Raw genomic sequence first — 22,341 nt, 5'->3', positions numbered from 1 at the left:
ATTCTGTATCAAATACAGAAAGCTAAACGAGCTACTGCTGGAGCGATTCGTTTTAGGTAAAGTTCTTGATTCTGACTTATGCCCAACTGCTTATTAGATAATTTATTTTCTATGCCACGCTCTGGTTATCAAAATGTTTCACTCAAAGATGAAGTCCTAGCTTTACTCGATACTTTGCCCGGTAGCAGTAGACCAGAAAAATTAGAGCGCATGATTAGAAGTACCAACGATGCTTTGCTGCGAGTTGGTTCACTTCCCGATGAACCACCTGAAGCTGTTATCCAGTATGTGCTTGACCAAATTCCTTCTTGGAACCAAAATTCTGTGTTGGAGTTAGCCATCGCTTTGCTCAAGCATCTGCAACTTGGAGAACAATTTCATGAATAGCTAAGGAGATAGTAATCGAAGTGGAAAGCATGAACCTGAGCGAGGATAACTGATTGATTTTACTGTTATGAGATCGCGCCACACCCGAACAAATTGAGCAAATGCTCGAAGAACACAAGTTCTACATTAAAACGGCAGTAGATATTGAGCGTCGAGTATTAGCTGGTGGTGGTGATCTGCACGCTGATTGTGAAAAAGAGTTGTTGAAAGATGGTAGTAGGCAGCAAGATATTTGGGCTGCTAGTTTTATGCCTAGCACGGGAAGAATTATTTACGAGTCGATGGTCAACCTCCGCCCACGCCAGAATCGTAAAATGGAAATACTTGACCCCAACATTAGGGAAAGAGTCGCTCAACTGATTAACGAGTTTCTGGGAGATTTATGATCGAGCCAACACCAGAGCAACAACTCTTCATGAAAGATGATGTTTCCACCCGCTTACATCATTTGGCAAGTCACTTGTCGCAAATTCAGTCTTTCTGGACTCAAAACTCATCAAAGGATTTAATGCTGCCTCTGGTAAAAGAAAGTCGGTATTTTATTGAGTGGACTGTACCTGACATGGTGAAAGCGGATGACATTGACCGGGCTTGTGAATTGGTTGATTTAGTTCGTTTACTGACTAATTGGTTATTCCATTGGGACGAAATATGGTCTGATGCCCAACAAAAACAAGCTGCGGCTGTTGCAACTGGGGATTGGTTGCATCGGGTTTTGGAAATAGCTGATACAGAACCAGAACCACTAAATGCTTAATGTTAGGGTAATCAATTAAGGCTTGCTGAACTTTTCGTGATCTGGGCAAGTACTCTCCTCTACTCCTTGTGGATGAATTGCACATACAATCTGCACCCCTCCATATTCCAGACCATGAAAATTGCGACACCCTCTGCAAGGTTTTGGTATTGCTTGAAGCCTTTGCTCTCTAGTTCTGTCGATCTCTTCATCGACTTGATATTTGAAAAAACGGTTGAGGGCGGCTGCTTGTAATGCAGTTCCACCTAGCATGAAAGATATAGCTGCAAACCAAGTCTTTGCACCTTCTCCCTTGATTACTCCTTTAATACCGATAATGCTACCAATGACTAATACAATTGCTCCACAAGCAGCCATAAAAAGGTTTAGATATTTAAGCTTTAACATTTTGGCTCTCCTATTGGGTTCCATCAAAATCCAGGCATCCATTCAACAAAGCACTACCTAAAACTCCCGAAATACATACCAACATCCCACCTAAACAAATGTTCTTCCGAGCTTGCCAGTTATAGTGACTGATAATGCTAGAACTCGAATTAGCTCCGATAATTTCAAATCCCCAACAACCTAAAGCACCAATTCCCAAAAATACTGTGCTTAACAGGCAAACAATACCTACTGATAGCAATGCGTTTTCAACAACATCTCTTGCTCTTGAACGTTTGATGTAGCGATATCGAATCACAATCAGGCTTGGTTCGTCGTACTTCGCTAGATATTCCTGGGTTAACTTTTGATTGCGGTTGTTCATACTTACTCCTATAAAGAAAAAAATAAGACAGCAACAGCTGTCTTATAAAAAACTAGAATTAGCGAGAGCTAACAGTTGCTCTTTGCCCCACAACATAATTCATCCATGCTTGAATAGCTTGAATTTCATCAGTACCAGAAGCGATCGCTCCTAACACCTGCTGCTGATACGAACTGGTGGCATGATTTGAATCAACCTTGTCAGCAGCCCACGACAAGCAAATGTCCCTCACCAGCTTATCGACCACAGCCACACTCAGTTGACTGGGAGCCGAAGCATCTTGGAATTGCAACCACTCTTTGATTAGATCAATAGGGTAATTTGTCAAAGTGCGGACTTGTTTGACCCGTAAATCTTGGGGATGTATCGCAGCTGGTTTTGTCGGTGTTGGAGCAGGCTGTTGTACAACGGAGCGATCGCGTTCATCCTCGTCTAAATCATATTTAGGACGGGTGAATAATCTTGATTGAATCTGCTGTAATAATCCTGCCCAATCTGCATTAGCATCCCAATCTCTACGGATTTTGGTCTTGGTTAAAGCATCATATAATCCGCAGAACACGACGTTTTCTTCACCAGGAGTAGCAACAATTGTTAGAGGTCTAGAGAAGTCTTCTATAAGTGATGCAGCAAGTAAGAAAGACTTTGTAAAATTAGTCTCAATTCCGCTTCTGACGATATATAAATCATCTGCAAAGACAACAATATCTAATTTAATATTGTCCTTGCCTTTGAAATCTTTACCAGTCAACCTTAACTCGCTCAAATAACCTGTTAATGCTCTTTCGGCTACTGGAGTCTTTTTATCAAGACTAACATCATAGTTATACCAAGCATAAGCTTGACCATCAATTTCTAATTTGTTGACATACAGGTAAATAGGAAGTGGTGGATTACCTAAACCTAGTTTGATTTCAGTGTTCATTAGAAGTTCTCCAGTTCATTAGTAGTTGTTTCTTTAACGGACTGTTTGTACATTCGAGCTTTGTTCATTTGATGTGATGATGCCTTAATTAATGGCATTGCTGCTTTTTTAACAGATTCCTTGGCTTGTTCAAAAAGAAACTGTGTTGCTCCATCTGCGTCTTCTTCTGGGTCGATTTGACCCCACAGAGAACAACCTACTTCTACCGATTCAAAATCACCCAAGTTAAATTTTCGGTGATAAGTGACAGAGATTGTTTTGATTTCCATACAAATATAGTCAATCTTCCAATGATTTTCAGCGCAGCTATTTTTTAATAGATGAATTCTTTAAACTATCGATTATAATTAGTTATTATAGCTAATTCAAAGTGAGAAAAATCTGCCATCAAATTTAACTAAATAATAAATTATGTTTGACAATACGTGTAAACTGATTGCTGAATTATATTCTCCTGATTTCGCAACTTGGCTATTAGGTAAACCTATTACTTTAACTAAGTTAAGCCCAACAGAATTATCGATAGAACCAATTCGTGCTGATGCTTTAATCATGTTGCAATCAGATGAGATTGTTCTCCACGTAGAATTTCAAACGGCTCCTGATGAAGATATGCCTTTTCGGATGGCAGATTATTACTTGCGGATATATCGTCGCTATCCAAATAAACAAATACATCAATTTGTAATTTACTTGGATAAAACCTCATCGGAAAAAGTGTATCAAACCACATTTGTAACAGCCAAGATGCGACATGAATTTGAGGTAATTCGTCTGTGGGAACAACCGCCAGAACTATTTTTAAGAACTCCAGGGTTACTGCCGTTTGCTGTATTAAGTGCGACCGAGAATAAGGCTAGTACACTACAACAAGTCGCGGCGGCTGTTGATAAAATTGATGAAAGACGGACACAAAGCAATATTTCTGCTGCTGCTGCAATCTTGGCTGGGCTAGTATTAGATCAAGAAGTGATTGGGCGTTTATTCAGGAAAGATATCATGAGCGAATCAGTTATTTACCAAATGATTCAAAATGAAGCTGAAGAACAAGGACGTAACAAAAAAGCCCGTGAAATTGCAGCTAATATGCTGGCAGAGGGTATGAGTATTGACCTAATTACTCGACTAACGGGCTTACCCCCAGAAGCAGTACAACAGTTACAGCAGCAGCAAACCAACGAGTAACTTAGGATACCTGCTTTTGAACTACCCTGACTTCCACAAACGGCTCAATACTGACTACCCCACCAAATAACGAACAACCTGCGGATCTATTTCGGAAATCCGCTTTTTAATAGAAAGGGGAGGGCTTTTGAAAAACTGTTTCAAATCTCGACTTTTGACTTGATAACAATGAACAGAACGCTTTTTGGCTTTCAACCAACCCAGCCTTACCCATCTGGCAACAGTATTTGAATGCAAACAAAGGTTTTTAGCAATCTCACGACAACTGTAGTTATCCAAAATAGGGCGTGTAGAATATCCCAAAGACTGCATTTTGGATTTTACAGCTGATACTGTCCGATGATACCCTCTTCTTTTTAGGCGAAAAACAATTTGTCCTGGAGTGTACATTTGGGCCATTTCGTCGAGGGTTGCTAGTTCATCTTCAGACCATCTAATGCACATGATTCAATCTCCTGATACAACAAAGTTTTGATTCGGTTCGAGTTCCAACTCCAGATAAGAAAGCGCAGTTTCAGCATCGCCAATGGTTAAATCGGGCTGATATCCAAGTGTTAAGTAATCGGGGTGTTTTGCGATTTCTTTGAGGATGAATTTACACGCATCAACTAAATCGTGCAGAGATGGATAAGGCGGTTGGGTGTTTTCTTCAACCGTATAGTTTGTTGCTACAACACTGACACCAACTGCATTTAATTCATGTTTCAGCATTTGAATTTGGCGCAGATAGCTGTTAATTTCTGCCTCCAAAACTGTTTTTAACTCCTGTGCTGAAAGCAGTTTTATGTCATCCTCAATCCGTGTTTCATCGTCTTTAGTGTTCTTGTTTGGTAGCAAAATGTAACGCCACCCTGCACCATATTCGTCAGCTAGATACGTGTCTTCGGCGTAATACTTCATGCCGATGATTTGACCGCGTTCTGTCCGTTGTCCAAAGCCAAAACGGGGATATTGCCAAACCGGAGGAATCGAAATTGTAGCTTCCATGATTGTATTGATGAAGAGATTGCTATATTTGATACGTCATTGAATGAGGTAGTAGATAGGACTTGCAGGGGTGTAGAGGAAAAGGGAATTAGCTGTAACTCCCGTTAATCCTCAACCCTGCCCCGTTTCCTGGTGCTACGCAGCCACAAACTCCGCACTATCGAGCAGTTCTTTCAGTTCAAGAGAAGGCATTTGCTCAAGCGGTCTGTACTGCAAGTATTCATCAAGCGCATCAGCGGCCACTAAAAAACTATCTACTGATAACCACCAAACTGCATCTGAAGCTGAATCACAGAAGGTTTTCTGCAAATTGGTATCATCAGCACGGATGAACCACCATTTACCATCGGTCAAACCGACTTCTCCCAGTTTCTCGCCATTGGAGTAAATGCCGTCATCATCAAGGCAGTAGCCATACTTCTCGCACTCGTCGAAAATCTGTACCATGATCTCGTTGCCTGTTGTAGCGGCTGGCGTTTCTGGCTCTTGGACTGGTAAAGAACTATCTTTATAATGTGTGCAGATGTAGCGGTAGCACCTACCCCAAGCATCAGCACGGAATTCTTCTTTGTTGTTGACCATTACTAGCCATCTTTGAGTCACAAAATCACGGTGATCGTAGGTAATTTGGGCGATGAGTTGACCGTTGGCGTAAATCTCGTGGTTGTAAAAGTCGATTTCAACGCTGGTAAATTCTTCTGGGGCTACAGCTTGCGCTTGCTGATTCATGTACTGCGCGAGTTCGGCTTGGGCTAAGGATTGCGCGTCAACAGGTTGCTGTGTATGTGCAATGTAGGTCATAATTATTTATCTCCGTTATGGATGAAAGCGATCGCGAAGTTTCTCAGGCTGGGCGGTCGCTTTTGGTTTTTACAAACGTTGTGGAGAACCACAACGCACTCATCGATATTTGGCGGAACCGTTATTGAAAGCTTAGAACTAGCGAAATTTGATAATTAACAAGATAAACACGGATTTAATAGCAGCTAACTATTGTTTGCTTTTAATTGTGGTGAATATCTTGAACTAGTCAAATTTTTGATGTCTGCAAATCTCTTGCTGTATATGTGCAAGTGTTTTGATTTCCTATATCTATATACTACCTCCATTAAATGGAGGTGTCAATCAATGGAGGCATACCATTTAATGAGGGTTAACTATCAAAATGATTATGGTCAATCAATATTACTTATCATCGGGTGATAGTGTCATTCGGTGGAGGTAGCATACATATAGGAGTCATTTGGGGATGCCAATGATTAACGTTTTAAAGGAGTTTTTAGCAACTAAAGGAGTAGAAACTGCTTATCAATTTCATAAAAAGACTGGGCTACCCCAGGCCACTGCTTACCGCCTTTACAACAAACGCAATGTTTATCCTGATCAGAAAACTCAAGAAATAGTTTGCAAAGTTTTTGATGCCCAACCGGGAGATTTTTTGCGCTATGAACCCAACGAAATTGGAAACTCTACTACTCAATTAGAGGCAAAGCTAAATCAGATAGAAACCACCAAGACAACAGAAGAGCTTTTTCCTGTCGATGAATCCTCTAATTTATTTAGTCAAGTAGCATAGAGCGATCGCCCGCCGCCAAGCAATGCGATCGCCTACTCAGATTGTTGGACAACAAAGTGAGCTTATTATAATGCTGACATATTTTTGGGGTAATCCAAAGAGCAGTATCAGTGTTCACTTTGGTTAAATTGCATTCTCTGTCTTTTTTTGTGCATTTACCAAGCGTGGGCAATAATCATGCTGACACTAGACCACGAAACAACACCAGCACCCAGCTACAGCATTCTCAACGACAGCATTAAAGAAACCTTCACCGCCATTGACCGCTTTGAATGGCAAGCAGTTGATGAAATGCTTGAAATGCGAGATCAACAACTGTATCGTGAAGCTGGCTACAAGTCTTTTGAGGAATACTGCCAAGCTGAACTATCCGCCTGGGGTGGTTATCGCAGAATCAATCAACTGTTAGGGGCGAAGAAAGTCAGGGACACAGCCGATGAATTAGGTGAATATATCAAGAATGAGCGTCAAGCCCGTTCATTGCTGCGTTTGGTTAAGGAACCAGAAAAGCTAAAGCAAGCCGTTGCGATCGCACTCCAGCAAAACCCCTCACCCAGCGAATCAGACTTTGCATCTGCGGCTAACAAGGTGGTTCCTCGGCTGCCACGCCAGAAAACTATTGCTCAGGAACCAATGGTTCCTCAAATTCAAGAACCAGTATTTCACCAAACTCAGGAACCACTGGTTCCCCAACCTGCCACAGTTACGGTTACGTCACCAACTCATCCAAGACACGGACAATCAGGAACCATCTCAGCCGATCCACCCAATCAAAGGCAGCAGATTATTACCTTTGAGGATGGCAGCAGGGAACTGGTGAACAATGCGGATTTGAGTAATAACGCAATTGAGTCATTTACCACCGAGCGAACCTACCCCAAAGAATACGCCGAAGCGATCACCGCACTCAAACAGCAGCATCAGCAAGAACTTGAACGCCTGGAGCAAGACTTGAGAATTGGTTTACTCTCAGAAGCCAATGCCAGGGCAGAAGAACAAGTACAACAACAACTCACCACTTTACAAAACTTGCTTCAGCAACAAAAGAAAGAAAATATCCAGTTACAGCATCGGCTTTTCAAGTTGGAAGGGCTAAGACAGCTAGAGCTTGAGAACCAACGGCTACAAAAACGTATCCAGGAATTGGAGAACGCTGTACAAGAACGTCCTGCTCAGGAATGGAATAATACTTTTACCAAACAAGCCACTAAAGCACTGAACAAACAAGTCAAGCAAGCTCTAGACAAAACCATAGACCTGCGATCGCTTGCTGTTGAACCACCCAAAGAAAATGCCACCGAATGCTTACGACTCATGGGTATTGCGTTGGGGAATTTAGCCACAGCCATGAACAACACCCAAGCCTTAGAAGCTGCGGCGTTAATTCTGGGCAGTGAACCAACCCCGCAAGCGATCGCATATCGAGCCGAACAGCTACAGCTACTACCCCAAGCAGTAAGCGACATTCGGGCTGTGCTGTCCAAGCCTGGGTGTAGCTGGTGGGACTATCTGGAAGTGGCTACTGAGTATGAGGTTATTAAAAACGACTACTGGGGAGAATTGACCACCGAAGAGACAGAGTTAATTACTGCTTTGGAGAAAGCCGAATCCTCAATCATTACGGAACCAATGGTTCCTGAAGAAAACCCCGTTGATTCTTCTGATGGTGAAGTGATTGGGCTGGGTTCCATCGTTGCCCATGCGGATATCTACTGCGCTTTGTACAACGCCAAAGGTGAAGTCATCGAAGACATGGGGGATGAAGTCTGGGTGGCTTGGGATCACTGGCGAGACAAGCCCAAAAAGACTGATCGCTATTTCAAAGACGAACTGCGGTTCTGGCAGGACAACAACCAATCAATTCAAAATTTAAAATTCAAAATTCAAAATTAACTTTGCATTTTTAATTTTGCATTTTGAATTCACAAAGCGGCATTAGAACTATGTCGCCCATATTGTCATGCTTAATTTTAGGAGAAATTATGACTACAGCATTAAAAGCAATCAAAGGTGGCCAAAATAAAGGCGATCGCAGAACAGAGGAAAAACCAGTTCGACCCCACTGCAAAATCTCGATTGAGGATATCAACTGGGTACGACAACAACCGCCCTGTGTGCAGCAGCTATGGTTGGACTCGGTTGCAGCAGAGCAATTTGGTGGGTCTGCTCACAAGCTGGAAACGAACCTCACTTATAAGTCGCTACAAAAAGCAGGTGCAGCGTTGACGGCTCAAGGTTTATTTCAGTATGAGGAAGTGTTTGGTCGATTGCCTTCCGGCAGACCTGGGCTAATAGGTTATCGCGTCCGTAACCTGCACGGTTATTACAATCGCTTTTACTGGGAATCGTCCACGTCCGGCGAAACCAATTCTTGTGACGAGAAAGCCGTCCACGCCGGGAAGGAAATTAACCACACCGGGAGAAACCAAAACCAACCCGAAGAGAAACAAATCCAGCCCGATTTGGATCATTTCCAAAAGAATGGTCAAAAAAGTGAGTATTTACAAGAGTTCCAGAAACCTAACAACGTTTCTAACTATTCTTTAACTACCTACCAACAACCAACTAAGGTTGTTGGTAAGGTAGTTAGTTCTTCCACGCAAAACGAAAATTTGTATGGTGATGAGACGGCTGACGCACCCTTGGGGGGTGCGTCGCCTCAAACCCTTAAAAGCGTGGAAGAGAAACAAGAGTTACCTGCGGTAACGGACTGCACGACGCTGACGCTTGTGGATGCTGTGCCAGGTCAATCTGCTTCGTTGGTAGAAAAGAATCAGGATTTGGGTGATGAGCAGGGAGTTAGTCATGAGGACACTTTTTCCGCCGCCCCTGACGATTCAAATTCTGAAAATCTCAGTCAACCCCAAAACCAAGCTCAACAGAGTCTGTCTGCTTCGTTGATAGTAAAGAACCAGGACTTGGGTGATGAGCCGGAAATTAGTCATGAAGACGCATTTTCCGCCGCCCCTGCCGAGTTGAATTTGCCAGCACAGGAACCAAAAGCCCATTATGAAGGTGTTTGTGCTGAGACGGCTGACTCCGATCCTGAGAAGTGGTCTTATGAGGCTGTCGTTGAGAGATCAAGAATACGACCCTGGCGTATGGAAAAGCTCAAGATAGCGGAACAATGGCGCGAAAATCCTGGGGATGACTTTCTAATGGAATGTTGGGCGGATGACCCTGCTTTGAGGATTGTGATCAAGAAACTGGTGGCGAAGTGTCCACATTGGGGTCTTGTGGCTGCGGATGGGCTGCTGGTGAAGTGGAACGAATAACAAGTGCTATCGATTAGTCGCATATTTCAGCAACCGTTCCCACTCCCAACGCCACGCAGTCTCTACCGTAATTTCTTTGTCGTTGGTAAATTTTATGAACTCTGTGCCATTGTCATAAAAAACATCCGCAACAAGGCGATTACGGACATCGTACCCCCACATTTTAGCTGCTGCATTCCACCACCTCTGCCCCGGTGACTCTAGATTTGGTAGTTCCAGATACTCATCACGCCATGCTTTTGGTTTCCATTGCTCTCGTAATGCACTAGTCAAAATCGCATTTGGAAAATATTGCTTTTCTTGCTTTTGTAGCCACAGTACGTAATCAATCGTGCTTCTGAACGCATCTTCTAAACCATAGGTGCAGCCTTCTAAAGCGTTTTGAACTTCTTCGAGTGAAAAGTTAACGCCGAGACTGACTAACGCTCGTTCGTATTTTTTAAATATCTCGTATTCAACTGAGTCTTTGTCCCAGAACCACACAGTTAATTTATCCTTCAAAATTGACTGAGTAATTTATATTTTATTAAATTCTGGCAATCTGCTGGATGTTAACTATATGTAAAGCCATTTTGAGAAGAGTAGTTTCGCCATGTAAGAATTTCAGGGTTTTAACTCTTTTAAGTTAATTATTTACGGTTCTTTCGGATATTTTATGGAGAAAGGAAAAAGTAATGAAAATTAAGGGATGAAATTTATAAAGATTAAAGCCTAAACTAGAGTAGATACAACACTTTACAGCATTGAAGGTATGTTTAATTACCGAAAGTGAGATAATTATATATCAAGAATAGGCATTGGCGGCGATAGTTATGAAATTTCCCGTAGAGCAAATCCTAAATCTACCAGAGATGAAAGTGTTAGATTGCCAAGAAGTGGAAGGAGCAGGAATAATCATCACAATCGAAAAATCCGTCAACTATTGTACCTGTCCAAATTGTGGAAATATTACTCAAAGTATACACCAAGACCATTGGCGAATGATTCATGATTTACCGTGGAGTGAAAAACCAGTTCTGTTAAAAATCAATCGTCGTCAATTTAAATGCCATAAGTGTAAAAAAGTGTTTAGTGAGAAACTAGAATTTGTAGAAAAAAGCAAAGGATATACAAAAAGATTAGCCACTAACATAGTAGAGCAAGTATTGAATAGCAACATTCATAGCGTTGCTAAAAGAAATGACCTCAGTGATGAGTCAGTAGAATCAATGTTAAAAAGGCAAGTAGAGCAAATACAGAAGATAAATTTAAGAGAAGTAAAAAGGTTAGGGATAGATGAAATAGCCTTAGTAAAAGGGGAAGGAAATTATCTAGCAGTAATAGTAGATTTAGATACCCATAGACCGATTGAAATAGTGAAAACAAGAAGGATAGAGGAAATCCGCGAAGTCCTGACTCGATGGGGAATTGAGGTACTCTCTCAAATCCAAGAGGTGAGTATTGACCTGTGGTCTCCCTATAAAATTCTAGTCGAAGAATTAATGCCAAATGCAAATATAACTGCTGATAGATTTCATGTAATGAAACAGGTAAATGATGAATTAGATCAAATGCGTAAAGCTGAGAAAAAAGCAGCAATGTCTTTAGAAGATAAATCAGAAAAAGAACGAATATTAGCCGGATTAAATAAAAGTAAATATAGCTTAATTAAAAATGAAGACTCGTTAAACGAAGAGCAAAAAACCAAATTGAAAGCTGTCCAAGAAGTATCACCAAATCTAGCAAAGATGCACTCCTTAAAAGAAAAATTTAGACAAATATTTGAATTTCACACATCTTGGGGAGATAGCATCATTGAATTATTGGATTGGATGTACGATGCCATGTTATTTTTTCCCAAATCTATCGGAACAATGATTAGATGGTTTGGGGAAATAGTTGGTTATTTTGATGGTAGAACTACCAGTGGTACTGTAGAAGGTATTAATAATAAACTTAAGCTGATTAAACGTCTTGGATATGGTTTCCGTAACTTCAACAATTTCCGTCTACGCAGTTTATTAAACTGGCACTTTAGTATTAATTCTCCATAAAACAGGCGCAAGAGCCTTATTTACTCGGCTACAATGATACTTCATAAAAAAATAGGAATTTACAAATGCTCAATTTGGCTCAGGTTAATATTGGAGTGAAAACATCTGGCTTGATTGAAATTAAGTTGATTGCGTTGTTGTATATAGGCGTAGCAATCATTTATTTAATTTTGATGATAGGATGGCTGGTTTCAAGAAAAAATTCTCTAACAAACTCGGCTTTAGTAATTTATGTTGTCCAAGGAATAGCAGTACCTATTGTAATTTTGATATCTGGGATAATATTAATGATTCAGGGTTGGCGTTTAGACCCAGTTATGCAATTTCAGCAGTTTTTATTGTTGTTGCTAGTTATTTATCTAAGCTTTAGAGATATTATATTCAATCTAATTTTGAGAATTAGATAAAGTGATAATATACTAGACCAATAATTACGCTTCTAAGCTAAAAGAAAATCAATTTTTCCAGTCAATAGAAGTAACGTTTGTATTGAAACAGTTATGAGAAATCCCTTGTACCCCAGAGTTTCGGCTTAATGCAGAGATTCAACGTACAGTGAGGCGGTGCTGGGAAAATGTGCCAGGGGCGATGGCTTACTTGAAGGAGGCGATACGGACTTGGAAAGGCATTAAATCACCAGAGGCTGTATTCGTCGTTGCTTGCAAGGAAGGGCGGAAACCGGAGTCAGCGCAGGTAAAATCTGCTGTGAAGGAATGGTTTGAATGGGCGAGGCAACAGAGGATTGTGATTGCGATGTCGGGGGAGGTTGTGTATACGGCGGATGGTGAGGCGGTGGTGTTGCAGGAGATGATGCGGCGGTGTCCGGTGGGGGAGTTATAACACAAGGAACCTGGTAAAGTTTCCGCAATTGCAAATTGGTTGCGTTAGTAGGGAATTGGAAAATTGGAATGAGTAGTGATCTGCTGTTTTTCTGAATGACGCTTACTTTAATGATATATTAATCTTATTTGTTCCCTAACAGCAGCTTTATCATATATTTCCTGCCTGCTGAAGAATTTCAACAACAGCAGGATAGTTGACATTGGCAGCCCAAAAATAATTGTCTTGAGAATGAAGCAAAGCGTAATCTAAAGCACTTTTTCCCTCGCAATCTTTGATATTAATGTCAGCGTTCATTTCAATCAATAATTGAACACAGCTAGGACTGCCAATATTTGCTGCTTCCATTAAGGCTGTCCTTCCATAATTATCTTGAACATTAATATTTGCTCCAGCCTGAATTAAATTTATGCAAATATGAATTCTATTATTACTTTCTCCAACAGCATACATTAATGGAGTTTTACCATCATCATCTCCAATATTTGGATTAGCACCTAATACTAATAATTCTTTTAATATTGATAATCTACTTTTAGCAGATGCTGTAATAAGAGCAGTTAACCCATCTGTATTAGGAGCGTTAATATCTGCTCCTCTAGCAATAATTTCCTTAACTTGGCATAGGTTGTCGTTATCAACTGCATCAGTAAGAACATTAATTTGTGGATTAGCTAACTGTTCTCTTGACTTTATACGTATACCAACTAATAAACGTTCTCTTGTCCCCTCTCTCAATTCAGGGTTGGTCAATGAATATAAGTAATTATAGACTTCTTCATGACCACCTTCTGCGGCTCCTTGTAGAGCATAATTTCCACTCCACAGACAATTAACATCCGCACCAGCTTCAACTAATAGTTTGACCATATCTATATTTCCATTACAAGCAGCAGAAAATAGTGGTGTGTAATTATCATCAGATTTCAATGGATAATTTACGTCTGCACCACCTTCAAGTAGTACTTTTACTATAGGTAAATTTCCTGTCATAACAGCACGCTCAAGAGGTATACCATCCAACAACTCAAAGTTTACATCTAATCCTGCTTTGACAAAGAGTCTAACGATTTCTAAAAGTTCTTTATCTACTGCTTCAATCAGAGATTGATAAGCATTGTCAGGAGTTATTTGATAATTCGATACTAGCTCTTTAACTCTTTGAATATCGTTCGACTGTACAGCATTTAACAGTAAAAGAGAATCTAACAGCATATTCTATAAACCAAAATCAAGTAGAGATAAAACAACACCGAAATTCTTCAAAGCATATTTCTCATAATGGTTTTCTTCATCTTCCGTCAATTTTTTTACACTTAAATACAAGGCAAATGGAGCATAAGTATGGCCTCCACCAGTTCTTGCGACTGCCTTAAGACTTCCACTACCTACACCAGGATATTTTGTATATGTTAAAATCCTTTTTAACTGAGTATCATTCTGTACTTTTATTTGTCCAGCATCAAATTTAATATCTCCAATTAGATATGCTGGAGGATTTTTATCTGTATCTACAGGTTCACCCTCTTTAAAAATAAAGTCAGGATAAGAGAAGCTTGTTGGTTTCTTTGCATTCAAATCAATATTATCATTAATGTTAAATCCTTTATATTTTGGTTCCCCTGCGTCATTAATTCCTACTGCAACATATAATTTATCAAGAAAAGGAACATCTTGTAATAATTGACGTACAGAACCCAATAATAAATCTTCAAGTACAAAACCAACATCACCCTTTGGATTAATGAATGGCTGAAAATTAAAGGGAGTAACTGTTTTAATAAAACTGGTCAAGATTTCAGTAGAAATCTCTTTTATTTTATCCTTAATTCCCTCTTGGAATTGATATTTAGTATTTGTTTCTATGGATTCTAAAATTTTATTAATGGCATTAGTAACATTAGCCTCAGTAATAGTAAACATCCCTGTTGGATCGCTATATATGTAGGGATTGTTATACACAAATTGATAGGGATTAAAACTCTCCGGCTCCATCTCCATAATATCCACTGGGTCACGGCTCAAGAATAAGCCTGTTGCAGGATCATAATCTCTCGCCCTAAAGTGATACAACCCACTCTCAGATTCTAACCACTGCCCTTGGAACCTAAAATCACCACCCGCATTACTATCTGTACCACCTACCTGCGAGAGAATATCCCCAAACGCATCATACAGAAACTTACCTGAACTTGCACCACTACCGTCAGCCAATCCTATTACACTACCCATTGCATCGGTGAGGTAGTACACAGCATTACCGTTAGCATCTAACCGTATGAAGGGACTGCTACCGCCACCGTAAATGTAATTGCTGATGAGATTACCGCTACCATCAGTGATAAGGTCGGTTGACTGTAATCCACCACCCATTGCTGGAGCAACTAAGAATCTGCGTTCTTGTGTACCTTCTATTGCTTTAACTCGATTACCTTGACCATCGTAGATATATTGCGTTGTTTGGCCAGTTGTCTCATTTTCAACACTAGTTAAGCGGTCATAAGCATCGTGGTTTAAATCGAGGGTCTTACCATCACGCTCAATCAGCGTTAATCGACCATTAGCGTCATAATCGTAGTTTTCGGTTTCACCTGCTTCTGTGACAGTATCAAGTTGATAACCAGTAGAGTAATTGAATGTGCGATCGCCTGTGCTTGTTGATTGTACTTGTCGCTTGCCAGAAGCATCGTAGGTATACTTGGTTTCTTTCAGAAGTTGTCCAGCCGCATTGTAATATGATTCTTTTTCAACCCGTAGTGCTGAATCATATTCTAATAACACATAGGAATTATCTTCACGGATTATCTTACTAGGTTCACCGATACCCTGACGCTCGTAAGTTACAGATGCTAATACTTGACCTTGTGCATTTGTATGAACAATCGACTTAACTCTATCGAGGTCATCGTATTCATAAGCTGTTTTCACACCATTAGGCAGCGTCCGTTCTTGCAAACGGTTTACTACATCGTACTTCATTCTAGTGATACCGCCAGCAGGGTCTTTTATCCAGCTAAGATTGCCAAAAGCATCATAATCATACTCAGTAGTATAAGCTGTTGCAGTAGCAGACCCTTTCTCTGTCAAAGTCTTAATCCGTCCCACAATGTCATACGTATAGCTAATACTGCTGCCGTTAGGAGAATCAATCCCTTCAAGACGCTGGCTACTGTTGTAGCGATAAGTCGTTGTGCCAGTAGAGTCAGTCATTGTCTTAACTGCACCTTCGGCTGTGTAAGTGAAGCTGACACTCCCGCTAGTAGACGAAGTTTGCGATCTTACCCGCCCAGCCTCATCGTAATCGTAGATAATAGTTTCGCCACTGGGCAATGTTACGGTTTCCAAACGATTATCACTAGTGCGATATGTCATTTGCTTGAAATTAGTATCGCCATATGTGACTTTTGCCAAATTGCCTAGTGCATCATAGTTATACTGTAAAGTTTCACCTGTTGGGGAAGTAATCTTCGCTAACCCATCATCGCCATAAGTGTAGAGATACTTATTATCGCCTAGATCGGTAGCATATTTTAATCTACCCACTTCATCATATTCAAATACTCGGTCATTACTGCCAATATCTACTACTCTAGTAGGATAATCCTTAGCTTCTTGTAGACTATTTGCGTAGAGATAATCTATTTTTTTACTAAATTTACTGCCATCACGCAATTGATAAATTGTTTCTTTTGGCAGGTAATAATCATCTACAACACTTGTTGTTCTGCGTCCTAATGGGTCTATTACTGTTGTCTGTAAACTATTGTATTCGTAGCCATAAGTCCGTATCTCCACAGTTGTATCAACTATGGGATTATTATTGGCATCAAGGATGAGATTACCGTAAGCATTTGTTAAATATTTACCGTTTTCGGTGGAATCAAGACGACCTGTACGAGTATTGTAATGGTAGCGAGTAAATGCCTTCAGTGTATCGACTTCTTCAATTACTCGACCACCTGCATCATATTTTTTGGTTGTGGTTGCACCTGTCTGTAAATTCTTGACACTGGTTAATCTTCCAACAGGATCATAGCTATATTCTGTGATGTCAGTACCACTAGCGTCAGTTTCTCTCCACAAACGCCCAACTAAATCATATTTGAATGTTGGTGTACCACCATCAGGAGTTATCCAGCCAACCAACTTGCCGTCAGCAGTTAATTTACGCTCAATTTTACCAATAGTAGGAGTTTCTAATTTAGTCCAACTGCCACTAGCACCCTCATATTGATGCTTAACCCAAGTACCATTCCCGTAATCGATAAATTTCTCACGGCCTAATTTGTCATATTCAAAAGTATAAATTCCATCATCACTAGTATCATCAGGAGTACCATTATCTTCTACCATCCGCTTTAGCTTACCGTCGGCATAATACTCTGCTGTTGTTACACTGCCATTTATATCAATGGTTTTAATAACATTACCAAAGTCGTCATATTCGTAGATTGTTGTACCAGTTGAGTCCGTTTCAGTTCTTACTAACCCATTTGCGTAATAACTGAACGACTGAATCAGGTTTCCTTTACCATCCTTCATCGATAGCATTTGACCATAGCTATCGTACTTCATGATCATGGATGCACCAGTCGGCGTTACCAGAGTTTCCATGTTGCCGAACTTGTCGTAAGTGTAGTATGAAGTTCCAGGCGTAACAGTGGCACAACCACAGTATTGCTCTGTACGTGACTTCAGGTTGCCTTTGTCATCGTATTCGTACTTAGTTACGAGATTATTAGCATCTGTTACTTGCAACAGGTTGTTATTGTCGTCATATACTATGCGGGTTTGATTACCCAGTGCGTCAACAACCCGTACAACATTACCTCTGGTGTCATACTCGTATGTCGTAGGGTTCCCTAACACATCCTTAACTGTTTGCAGCGAGTTTGCAGGGTCGTAGTCAATCTCTACAGAATTACCTGTAGCATTGAGTGTTTTCTTCAGCCTGCCATCATCCCCATACTCAACTTTTGCACCAGTGCGGTTTAAGGGATCGATGATCTCCTTAAGATAATGCGATCGCTGACCGTCGTAAACAAACCGAGTCTCAAATTGTTCTTGATCCTTAACACTCACCAAATCACCCTTCGCATCGTAGGTGTACCGAATGAGTTCACCCATCGGGTCTTTGACCGCAGCAATTCTACCCTGAGCATCCCTCTCGAACGTGACTTGTTTCCCGGCAGAACTATATATTCCCTCATCCGTATAAGTAAGCTTGTTGCCGTTAGTGTCGGTTACAGTCAACAAATCACCCGTAGCCGCGTCTATTTCGTAAACTATGCCTTCTTTCGTGGTTAAAACATAAACGTTACCAAAATTCACGTCAGCCGGATTGTAATTTATACCACCATTCAGCCCGACATACTCATCCGTCCCATCCTTCCGTAGAATCCGCGCACTTTTCACGGTCAACGTGCTGGTGACACCTTTGTCGCCAACAAAAGCTGGCTTGTACACCGTATTATTGACACCACCGATCGCACTTGCCAAACCGAATATCGGATCTACTGTGGGACGGAACGTAAACGCCTCCCGCTTACCACCAGGGAGAGTAATATAAACCCGTGTTCCATCCTTAAACGCCGACTGGTAGCCAATCAACGCATCCTCTTCACTCGGCTGACGCAAGCTTGTGCGAAGGTCAGTGTCGCGGAACTCCATCCGCCACCCATACCCAAAGTCATCGGTAATACCCGAAGTGAGCGTGTCATAGGTGCGAGTGAGAGTAATGGGTATACCAGTCACGGGAACAGTCAAGTCAGTGAAGCTTAATCTAAAATTCCCAAGCTTCAACTCGCCAGCAACATCCACCACTTCCTCGGAGTACGAAATATTACCGCCATTATCCGCAACTTCCAGCCGCAAGATATAGCTGTCATTCTGCAACAGCGACGGATCGAATTTACCCAGCACTCCGTTAGCGATCGCAGTGGGATTATCGACAAACGCAATTTCTCGGAACTCGCCACCAGCAACAGGAGCAACCAACAAGCGGTAATAATCTAACTGCCCATCATCCGAAATCGAACCTCTAATATCAATCGGCGCAGTTACCAAACTACCAGCATAAGCACCAAGATTCAGACTTACTTCAGGTGCATTCATGTCACTGGTATCAATTACTGCCACGTCGAAAGTTGCCTGCCCGATATTACCAGCAGTGTCAGTGGCGATTGCCTTGGCAAAAATGGTTCCGGCGGTGGTTGGCGTAAATCTCGCCATACCATTCGCATCAAGCACCACAGCATTACCATTGACCAGCAGTTGCAGCCCAGCCACTTTAATGTTATCCGTAGCCCGTGCCTGGAATGTGACCGTTCCTCCCAGGTCAACCGTGTCGTAATTCGCAATCAGCCTAACTATTGGTGCTTCCTGGTCAGCCGCAACTACAAGATCATACTGCTGCGGCGTAGAAGTGATGCCATCACTGACTGATAGCACAATGCGGTGTGTGCCAACATTGCTAACGGTCGGATTCCAGCGCAATCGTCCTAGCGTGTCAAGGGTAATACCTTTGTCACGGGATACCTGATCCAAGGAATATACCAAGCGATCGCCGTCCACATCTGCGGCTATAACGTCGTAGCCATACGCACTCCCTGGAGTAGCCGTTAACACAGGAGTTGACCGAATCACTGGGGCATTATTTGCCCTTGCAGTCAGATTGAACCCTTGTGCAGCACCCAATCCACCATCATCTACAGCCCCAACCACAATCCTGTAGTTACCAGCCACTGGATTACTCCAGGTCAATAACCCAGTAGTCGCATCAATGGTAATACCAGTTACCCCAGCAGGAACGGAAAGCAGTTGGTACGTTAGGCGATCGCCTACGTCCGGGTCAGTTGCTTGGCTTGCACCTGATACTGGTAAGCACTACCAACATTTGCCACATACACGGGAGTAGACGTGATGCTGGGAGCGTGGTTGATATCAATTCTCTTGAGTTAGCTGTGAGAGTAATTCCTGCACTTGCTCTGGCGTTAACCCTGTGACTCGCACAATTGTCTCAGTTGCGATCCCCTCACGTAGTAAATTCGCAGCAATCTCTCTTTTTGTTTTTTGGGCAGCTTTTTCTTCCCAACTAGTAACAATTTCCATAATTTCCTCCTGCTGTGTTAACCCCATTGTATCGATAGCCGCTTGAAAAGCTTGTTCCTCGGCTGCATCCAGACGCAGATATGTATCCACAAACCCAGAAATTAATTGCATTCGGGCTGGGTCTAATCTTAACGTTGCCAGCAATCGCAAACATTCTGCTTTTACCTGCGGACGCTCTTGTTTGGGAATATTCATTTTTGCCATCAATGCTGCGGCTACTGGATTTGGTTGAGTTAGAAAATCCCGCCAACTTAAACGATTGAGTTGAATAGCAGCAAACTGAAATTCCAACACATTGAAATCGCCAAATCTAACGCGATAGTTTTGAGGTTCAGGACGCTTTGGCTCATCAAAAGAAAAAATTACCACTGGATAAATTGGTAAATCATATTTTTCGTGCAGTCGAGCAAAATATTTAAACATCCGTTTGGCAAATTCTTTCTTAGTGTAAGACTGATTTTCGACATGGATTAAAAAACAAGTTTCTTGTCCTTGGTAACGCACTTGCGCCAGTAAATCAATTTCTTTCTTTTCTCCAGAAGTGACATCAGTAAACACTTCTTGGGGTAAAAACTGAATTGAATCACGGTCTATCTGGCTGGCGACTTGCGGCAGAAATAAATCTAAGAACTCAACAAAAAAGGTAGAAAGTAATTCTTTAAATAGTCTGTCATGGTCAATCATAATTTATTTGTTATCTGAATTATTGATGAAGATTGTACAAGTAATTATACCTTGATTAATTAATAGTGAATTAAGTTTTTATATTAGATAAAATAAAAATATGGCGACTCACTTTTGGAATCGCCTTTATTCTAATTATCTTATTTTTGTCTGCGATATAACTACCCCACCAAATACCGAACAACTTGCGGATCTATCGCCGCAATCCGCTTCTGCATTGATTTAGGAGGGTTCTTGAAAAAGCGTTTTAAATCCCGGCTTTTGACTTGATAACAACTAACAGAACGTTTTTTAGCTTTCAGCCAGCCCTGCTTTATCCAGTAAATAATAGTAGTTGGATGTAGACAAAGGTGTTTTGCAATCTCACTGCAACTGTAATTGTCAAGGGTAGGACGTATAGAGTAACCCAAAGCATTAAGTTTATTAGCAATAGCTAATTCTGTACGATGAAAACCACGTCTTTTGAGGCGAAAGGTTATTTGTTTGACTGTATGTGTTTCCGCCATTTCGTAAAGAGTTGCTAATTCTGGTTGAGTCCATTTAATACTCATTAATAAACCTCCAAGTATTCATCAAAATAGGAATAATATTTTTAGTGGCGATTTGTAATTGAATCGCCACCCCAGAGTTCATCTGCTGTTTTCTGGAGGCTCAAGTTCCAATTCCAGATAAGAAAGCGCAGTGTCAGCATCACCAATAGTTAGATCAGGCTGATATTCAAGTGTTAGATAATCGGGATGTTTTGCAATCTCTTGAATGAGGAACTTTGCACCATTAACCAAATCGTGCAGAGATGGATAACGCGGTTCTTGGGGCTGTTGGGTGGTTTCTTCAACTGTAGGGTTAGCTGTCAACACAATTGCAGGAATAGCGTCTAATTGATGTTTTAGCGATTCAATTTGACGCTGATGATTCTGAATTTCTGCTTCTAACGTTGTTTTTAATTCCTGTGGTGAGAGCAGTTGAATTTCATCTTCGGTACGGTGTTCTTCATCTTCACCGTGCTTGTCGAACAACAGAATATAACGCCAACCCGCACCATATTCGTTAGCTAAATATGTGTCTTCGGCGTAATATTTGAGTCCAATGATTACACCGAGTTCGGTACGTCCGCCAAAGCCAAAGCGAGGGTATTGCCAGTCTTGCGGGATTGAGATTGTCGGTTCCATTGTTTTAGAAAGATATTGTTTAAGGTTGAAAAACTGAAATTAAGCTGCAATGTTTTCGTCAATTGTTTTGGTCATACTTGCAGCCAGGAAAAAGTCATCGAGTGCCACTGCTGCGTTCAAGGGTTTAGCATACTGATTTGCATCTACTTCGTTTGACCAATGGGTGATGTGTTGAAACACCAAACCCAGCATTGATTCGCCTTTGTAAACACGGTAGATTTTGGGACAAACACCGGAACAGTAAACCAGCGTGTAGCCAGAGATTTCGATTAACTCTGCGTTTGGATGGGTTGGTGACAGAAGTATTGGTTCACAGCAATCACCCCAGTCAGGATCTTGAACGAATGACATATTTGCTGTAATTTGCATTTATTGTGGTGAGGTAGCGATCGCTCTCTAAAGATGCGACCGCTTTTCTACTTGCGGTTCTACGCCGCAACAGGTTGTCTGATTCCTAATAGGGCGATCGCCGCATCAATATCGATAGCCGTGCGACTGCTGCCCAACTGACTGCACCTGCTGTACCATTTGCCTTCAAGGTTACAGCCAAGGAAACCCACACGCTGACGGTTGAAATAGAGGGTGGTGCTGAAACTGAGCCAGTCAATCTCTCCGTGAGTTAAACCGTATTTTTGGCAAGCGGTTTCTAATTCTTCGCTCAG

General features: G+C 41.4%; 25 protein-coding genes and 2 pseudogenes. 12 read left to right on the top strand and 15 right to left on the bottom strand.

Features of this window, described 5'->3' with window-relative positions:
- Positions 1 to 78 precede the first annotated feature (78 nt).
- The 3 genes and pseudogenes from H6G79_RS32050 to H6G79_RS32040 all read left to right on the top strand — a co-directional run bounded on the left by H6G79_RS32050 (position 79) and on the right by H6G79_RS32040 (position 1,144).
- Positions 79 to 387, top strand: coding sequence for a hypothetical protein (locus H6G79_RS32050; protein ID WP_242048675.1), 309 nt, complete (start codon positions 79 to 81; stop codon positions 385 to 387).
- 74 nt (positions 388 to 461) lie between these two features.
- Positions 462 to 773, top strand: a pseudogene (locus tag H6G79_RS32045) (DUF5674 family protein); the annotation flags it as partial.
- Entirely contained in the window at positions 770 to 1,144 is a 375-nt protein-coding gene (locus H6G79_RS32040) for a hypothetical protein (protein ID WP_190594518.1), read from the top strand. The pseudogene H6G79_RS32045 and the gene H6G79_RS32040, both read left to right, overlap by 4 nt.
- Positions 1,145 to 1,159: 15 nt before the next feature.
- On the opposite strand, the gene H6G79_RS32035 is transcribed toward H6G79_RS32040, so the two are convergent.
- The 4 genes from H6G79_RS32035 to H6G79_RS32020 are packed head-to-tail and all read right to left on the bottom strand — an operon-like array spanning position 1,160 to position 3,089.
- A complete protein-coding gene (locus tag H6G79_RS32035; protein ID WP_190594517.1) occupies positions 1,160 to 1,531 on the bottom strand; it encodes a hypothetical protein in 372 nt (123 codons plus the stop codon).
- Between the two features lie 10 nt (positions 1,532 to 1,541).
- The gene (locus tag H6G79_RS32030; RefSeq protein WP_190594516.1) at positions 1,542 to 1,895 is read right to left on the bottom strand and encodes a hypothetical protein; all 354 of its coding nucleotides are present in this window, start codon (positions 1,893 to 1,895) and stop codon (positions 1,542 to 1,544) included.
- A 58-nt stretch (positions 1,896 to 1,953) separates the two neighbouring features.
- Positions 1,954 to 2,820 (bottom strand): hypothetical protein, encoded by an 867-nt coding sequence (locus H6G79_RS32025; RefSeq protein WP_190594515.1) that lies wholly within the window; start codon positions 2,818 to 2,820, stop codon positions 1,954 to 1,956.
- Positions 2,820 to 3,089, bottom strand: coding sequence for a hypothetical protein (locus H6G79_RS32020; protein WP_190594514.1), 270 nt, complete (start codon positions 3,087 to 3,089; stop codon positions 2,820 to 2,822). Before H6G79_RS32020 ends, H6G79_RS32025 begins: the two co-directional genes overlap by 1 nt.
- A gap of 142 nt (positions 3,090 to 3,231) precedes the next feature.
- Between H6G79_RS32020 and H6G79_RS32015 the strand changes: the two genes are divergently transcribed.
- The gene (locus tag H6G79_RS32015) at positions 3,232 to 4,005 is read left to right on the top strand and encodes an Rpn family recombination-promoting nuclease/putative transposase (protein WP_190594513.1); all 774 of its coding nucleotides are present in this window, start codon (positions 3,232 to 3,234) and stop codon (positions 4,003 to 4,005) included.
- Positions 4,006 to 4,059: 54 nt separating this feature from the next.
- Here the strand turns inward: H6G79_RS32015 and H6G79_RS32010 are convergent, their stop codons facing one another.
- From H6G79_RS32010 to H6G79_RS32000, 3 genes are all read right to left on the bottom strand, one after another.
- The gene (locus H6G79_RS32010; RefSeq protein ID WP_199334114.1) at positions 4,060 to 4,449 is read right to left on the bottom strand and encodes a hypothetical protein; all 390 of its coding nucleotides are present in this window, start codon (positions 4,447 to 4,449) and stop codon (positions 4,060 to 4,062) included.
- Positions 4,450 to 4,452: 3 nt separating this feature from the next.
- Complete coding sequence (locus H6G79_RS32005) at positions 4,453 to 4,992, bottom strand: hypothetical protein (RefSeq protein WP_190594512.1); 540 nt, start codon at positions 4,990 to 4,992, stop codon at positions 4,453 to 4,455.
- A gap of 135 nt (positions 4,993 to 5,127) precedes the next feature.
- Positions 5,128 to 5,793, bottom strand: a complete 666-nt coding sequence (locus H6G79_RS32000; protein WP_190594511.1) for a hypothetical protein — start codon at positions 5,791 to 5,793, stop codon at positions 5,128 to 5,130.
- On the opposite strand from H6G79_RS32000, the gene H6G79_RS31995 reads away from it, so the two are divergent.
- From H6G79_RS31995 to H6G79_RS31980, 4 genes are all read left to right on the top strand, one after another.
- Positions 5,776 to 5,952 carry a hypothetical protein gene (locus H6G79_RS31995; RefSeq protein WP_190594510.1) on the top strand — a complete coding sequence of 59 codons (177 nt, stop codon included), beginning with the start codon at positions 5,776 to 5,778 and terminating at the stop codon, positions 5,950 to 5,952. The two genes, H6G79_RS32000 and H6G79_RS31995, sit on opposite strands and share 18 nt — an antisense overlap.
- A 295-nt stretch (positions 5,953 to 6,247) precedes the next feature.
- Entirely contained in the window at positions 6,248 to 6,568 is a 321-nt protein-coding gene (locus tag H6G79_RS31990) for a helix-turn-helix transcriptional regulator (RefSeq protein WP_242048674.1), read from the top strand.
- A 177-nt stretch (positions 6,569 to 6,745) separates the two neighbouring features.
- Positions 6,746 to 8,461: a hypothetical protein gene (locus H6G79_RS31985; RefSeq protein ID WP_190594508.1), complete on the top strand. Its 1,716-nt coding sequence runs from the start codon at positions 6,746 to 6,748 to the stop codon at positions 8,459 to 8,461.
- Positions 8,462 to 8,550: 89 nt separating this feature from the next.
- Entirely contained in the window at positions 8,551 to 9,843 is a 1,293-nt protein-coding gene (locus H6G79_RS31980; protein ID WP_190594507.1) for a hypothetical protein, read from the top strand.
- A 6-nt stretch (positions 9,844 to 9,849) separates the two neighbouring features.
- On the opposite strand, the gene H6G79_RS31975 is transcribed toward H6G79_RS31980, so the two are convergent.
- The gene (locus H6G79_RS31975; protein WP_190594506.1) at positions 9,850 to 10,326 is read right to left on the bottom strand and encodes a hypothetical protein; all 477 of its coding nucleotides are present in this window, start codon (positions 10,324 to 10,326) and stop codon (positions 9,850 to 9,852) included.
- Positions 10,327 to 10,655: 329 nt separating this feature from the next.
- Here H6G79_RS31975 and H6G79_RS31970 point away from each other — a divergent pair, with 329 nt between their 5' ends.
- From H6G79_RS31970 to H6G79_RS31960, 3 genes are all read left to right on the top strand, one after another.
- The gene (locus tag H6G79_RS31970) at positions 10,656 to 11,876 is read left to right on the top strand and encodes an ISL3 family transposase (protein WP_190594505.1); all 1,221 of its coding nucleotides are present in this window, start codon (positions 10,656 to 10,658) and stop codon (positions 11,874 to 11,876) included.
- Between the two features lie 65 nt (positions 11,877 to 11,941).
- Complete coding sequence (locus tag H6G79_RS31965; protein ID WP_190594504.1) at positions 11,942 to 12,283, top strand: Ycf66 family protein; 342 nt, start codon at positions 11,942 to 11,944, stop codon at positions 12,281 to 12,283.
- A 181-nt stretch (positions 12,284 to 12,464) separates the two neighbouring features.
- Positions 12,465 to 12,716 (top strand): hypothetical protein, encoded by a 252-nt coding sequence (locus tag H6G79_RS31960; protein ID WP_199334115.1) that lies wholly within the window; start codon positions 12,465 to 12,467, stop codon positions 12,714 to 12,716.
- Positions 12,717 to 12,866: 150 nt separating this feature from the next.
- Here H6G79_RS31960 and H6G79_RS31955 read toward each other — a convergent pair whose 3' ends face one another.
- Positions 12,867 to 13,931 carry an ankyrin repeat domain-containing protein gene (locus tag H6G79_RS31955; RefSeq protein ID WP_190594503.1) on the bottom strand — a complete coding sequence of 355 codons (1,065 nt, stop codon included), beginning with the start codon at positions 13,929 to 13,931 and terminating at the stop codon, positions 12,867 to 12,869.
- 3 nt (positions 13,932 to 13,934) lie between these two features.
- Positions 13,935 to 19,535, bottom strand: coding sequence for an RHS repeat-associated core domain-containing protein (locus tag H6G79_RS31950; RefSeq protein ID WP_396019824.1), 5,601 nt, complete (start codon positions 19,533 to 19,535; stop codon positions 13,935 to 13,937).
- On the opposite strand from H6G79_RS31950, the gene H6G79_RS37550 reads away from it, so the two are divergent.
- Positions 19,498 to 19,632, top strand: coding sequence for a hypothetical protein (locus tag H6G79_RS37550; RefSeq protein WP_277877390.1), 135 nt, complete (start codon positions 19,498 to 19,500; stop codon positions 19,630 to 19,632). The two genes, H6G79_RS31950 and H6G79_RS37550, sit on opposite strands and share 38 nt — an antisense overlap.
- Before the next feature lie 26 nt (positions 19,633 to 19,658).
- Here H6G79_RS37550 and H6G79_RS31945 read toward each other — a convergent pair whose 3' ends face one another.
- From H6G79_RS31945 to H6G79_RS31925, 5 genes and pseudogenes are all read right to left on the bottom strand, one after another.
- Positions 19,659 to 20,510 carry an Rpn family recombination-promoting nuclease/putative transposase gene (locus tag H6G79_RS31945; protein ID WP_190594501.1) on the bottom strand — a complete coding sequence of 284 codons (852 nt, stop codon included), beginning with the start codon at positions 20,508 to 20,510 and terminating at the stop codon, positions 19,659 to 19,661.
- 161 nt (positions 20,511 to 20,671) lie between these two features.
- The gene (locus H6G79_RS31940; RefSeq protein WP_190594500.1) at positions 20,672 to 21,061 is read right to left on the bottom strand and encodes a hypothetical protein; all 390 of its coding nucleotides are present in this window, start codon (positions 21,059 to 21,061) and stop codon (positions 20,672 to 20,674) included.
- A 78-nt stretch (positions 21,062 to 21,139) separates the two neighbouring features.
- Positions 21,140 to 21,679: a hypothetical protein gene (locus H6G79_RS31935; RefSeq protein WP_190594499.1), complete on the bottom strand. Its 540-nt coding sequence runs from the start codon at positions 21,677 to 21,679 to the stop codon at positions 21,140 to 21,142.
- Positions 21,680 to 21,718: 39 nt separating this feature from the next.
- A complete protein-coding gene (locus H6G79_RS31930; RefSeq protein WP_190594498.1) occupies positions 21,719 to 22,030 on the bottom strand; it encodes a hypothetical protein in 312 nt (103 codons plus the stop codon).
- 77 nt (positions 22,031 to 22,107) lie between these two features.
- Positions 22,108 to 22,341, bottom strand: a pseudogene (locus tag H6G79_RS31925) (hypothetical protein); the annotation flags it as partial.

It is taken from the genome of Anabaena sp. FACHB-83 (assembly GCF_014697485.1).
Taxonomy (GTDB): Bacteria; Cyanobacteriota; Cyanobacteriia; order Cyanobacteriales; family Nostocaceae; genus Nostoc_B.
This window is presented reverse-complemented; position numbering and strand designations above follow the sequence as displayed.

Bases quoted from the DNA above. Each gene is read 5' to 3' on its own strand.
- H6G79_RS32050 (WP_242048675.1), top strand. From the start codon at position 79: ATGCCCAACTGCTTATTAGATAATTTATTTTCTATGCCACGCTCTGGT.
- H6G79_RS32040 (WP_190594518.1), top strand. From the start codon at position 770: ATGATCGAGCCAACACCAGAGCAACAACTCTTCATGAAAGATGATGTT.
- H6G79_RS32035 (WP_190594517.1), bottom strand. From the start codon at position 1,531: ATGTTAAAGCTTAAATATCTAAACCTTTTTATGGCTGCTTGTGGAGCA.
- H6G79_RS32030 (WP_190594516.1), bottom strand. From the start codon at position 1,895: ATGAACAACCGCAATCAAAAGTTAACCCAGGAATATCTAGCGAAGTAC.
- H6G79_RS32025 (WP_190594515.1), bottom strand. From the start codon at position 2,820: ATGAACACTGAAATCAAACTAGGTTTAGGTAATCCACCACTTCCTATT.
- H6G79_RS32020 (WP_190594514.1), bottom strand. From the start codon at position 3,089: ATGGAAATCAAAACAATCTCTGTCACTTATCACCGAAAATTTAACTTG.
- H6G79_RS32015 (WP_190594513.1), top strand. From the start codon at position 3,232: ATGTTTGACAATACGTGTAAACTGATTGCTGAATTATATTCTCCTGAT.
- H6G79_RS32010 (WP_199334114.1), bottom strand. From the start codon at position 4,449: ATGTGCATTAGATGGTCTGAAGATGAACTAGCAACCCTCGACGAAATG.
- H6G79_RS32005 (WP_190594512.1), bottom strand. From the start codon at position 4,992: ATGGAAGCTACAATTTCGATTCCTCCGGTTTGGCAATATCCCCGTTTT.
- H6G79_RS31995 (WP_190594510.1), top strand. From the start codon at position 5,776: ATGTGCAATGTAGGTCATAATTATTTATCTCCGTTATGGATGAAAGCG.
- H6G79_RS32000 (WP_190594511.1), bottom strand. From the start codon at position 5,793: ATGACCTACATTGCACATACACAGCAACCTGTTGACGCGCAATCCTTA.
- H6G79_RS31990 (WP_242048674.1), top strand. From the start codon at position 6,248: ATGATTAACGTTTTAAAGGAGTTTTTAGCAACTAAAGGAGTAGAAACT.
- H6G79_RS31985 (WP_190594508.1), top strand. From the start codon at position 6,746: ATGCTGACACTAGACCACGAAACAACACCAGCACCCAGCTACAGCATT.
- H6G79_RS31980 (WP_190594507.1), top strand. From the start codon at position 8,551: ATGACTACAGCATTAAAAGCAATCAAAGGTGGCCAAAATAAAGGCGAT.
- H6G79_RS31970 (WP_190594505.1), top strand. From the start codon at position 10,656: ATGAAATTTCCCGTAGAGCAAATCCTAAATCTACCAGAGATGAAAGTG.
- H6G79_RS31965 (WP_190594504.1), top strand. From the start codon at position 11,942: ATGCTCAATTTGGCTCAGGTTAATATTGGAGTGAAAACATCTGGCTTG.
- H6G79_RS31960 (WP_199334115.1), top strand. From the start codon at position 12,465: ATGGCTTACTTGAAGGAGGCGATACGGACTTGGAAAGGCATTAAATCA.
- H6G79_RS31955 (WP_190594503.1), bottom strand. From the start codon at position 13,931: ATGCTGTTAGATTCTCTTTTACTGTTAAATGCTGTACAGTCGAACGAT.
- H6G79_RS37550 (WP_277877390.1), top strand. From the start codon at position 19,498: ATGGTAATACCAGTTACCCCAGCAGGAACGGAAAGCAGTTGGTACGTT.
- H6G79_RS31945 (WP_190594501.1), bottom strand. From the start codon at position 20,510: ATGATTGACCATGACAGACTATTTAAAGAATTACTTTCTACCTTTTTT.
- H6G79_RS31940 (WP_190594500.1), bottom strand. From the start codon at position 21,061: ATGAGTATTAAATGGACTCAACCAGAATTAGCAACTCTTTACGAAATG.
- H6G79_RS31935 (WP_190594499.1), bottom strand. From the start codon at position 21,679: ATGGAACCGACAATCTCAATCCCGCAAGACTGGCAATACCCTCGCTTT.
- H6G79_RS31930 (WP_190594498.1), bottom strand. From the start codon at position 22,030: ATGTCATTCGTTCAAGATCCTGACTGGGGTGATTGCTGTGAACCAATA.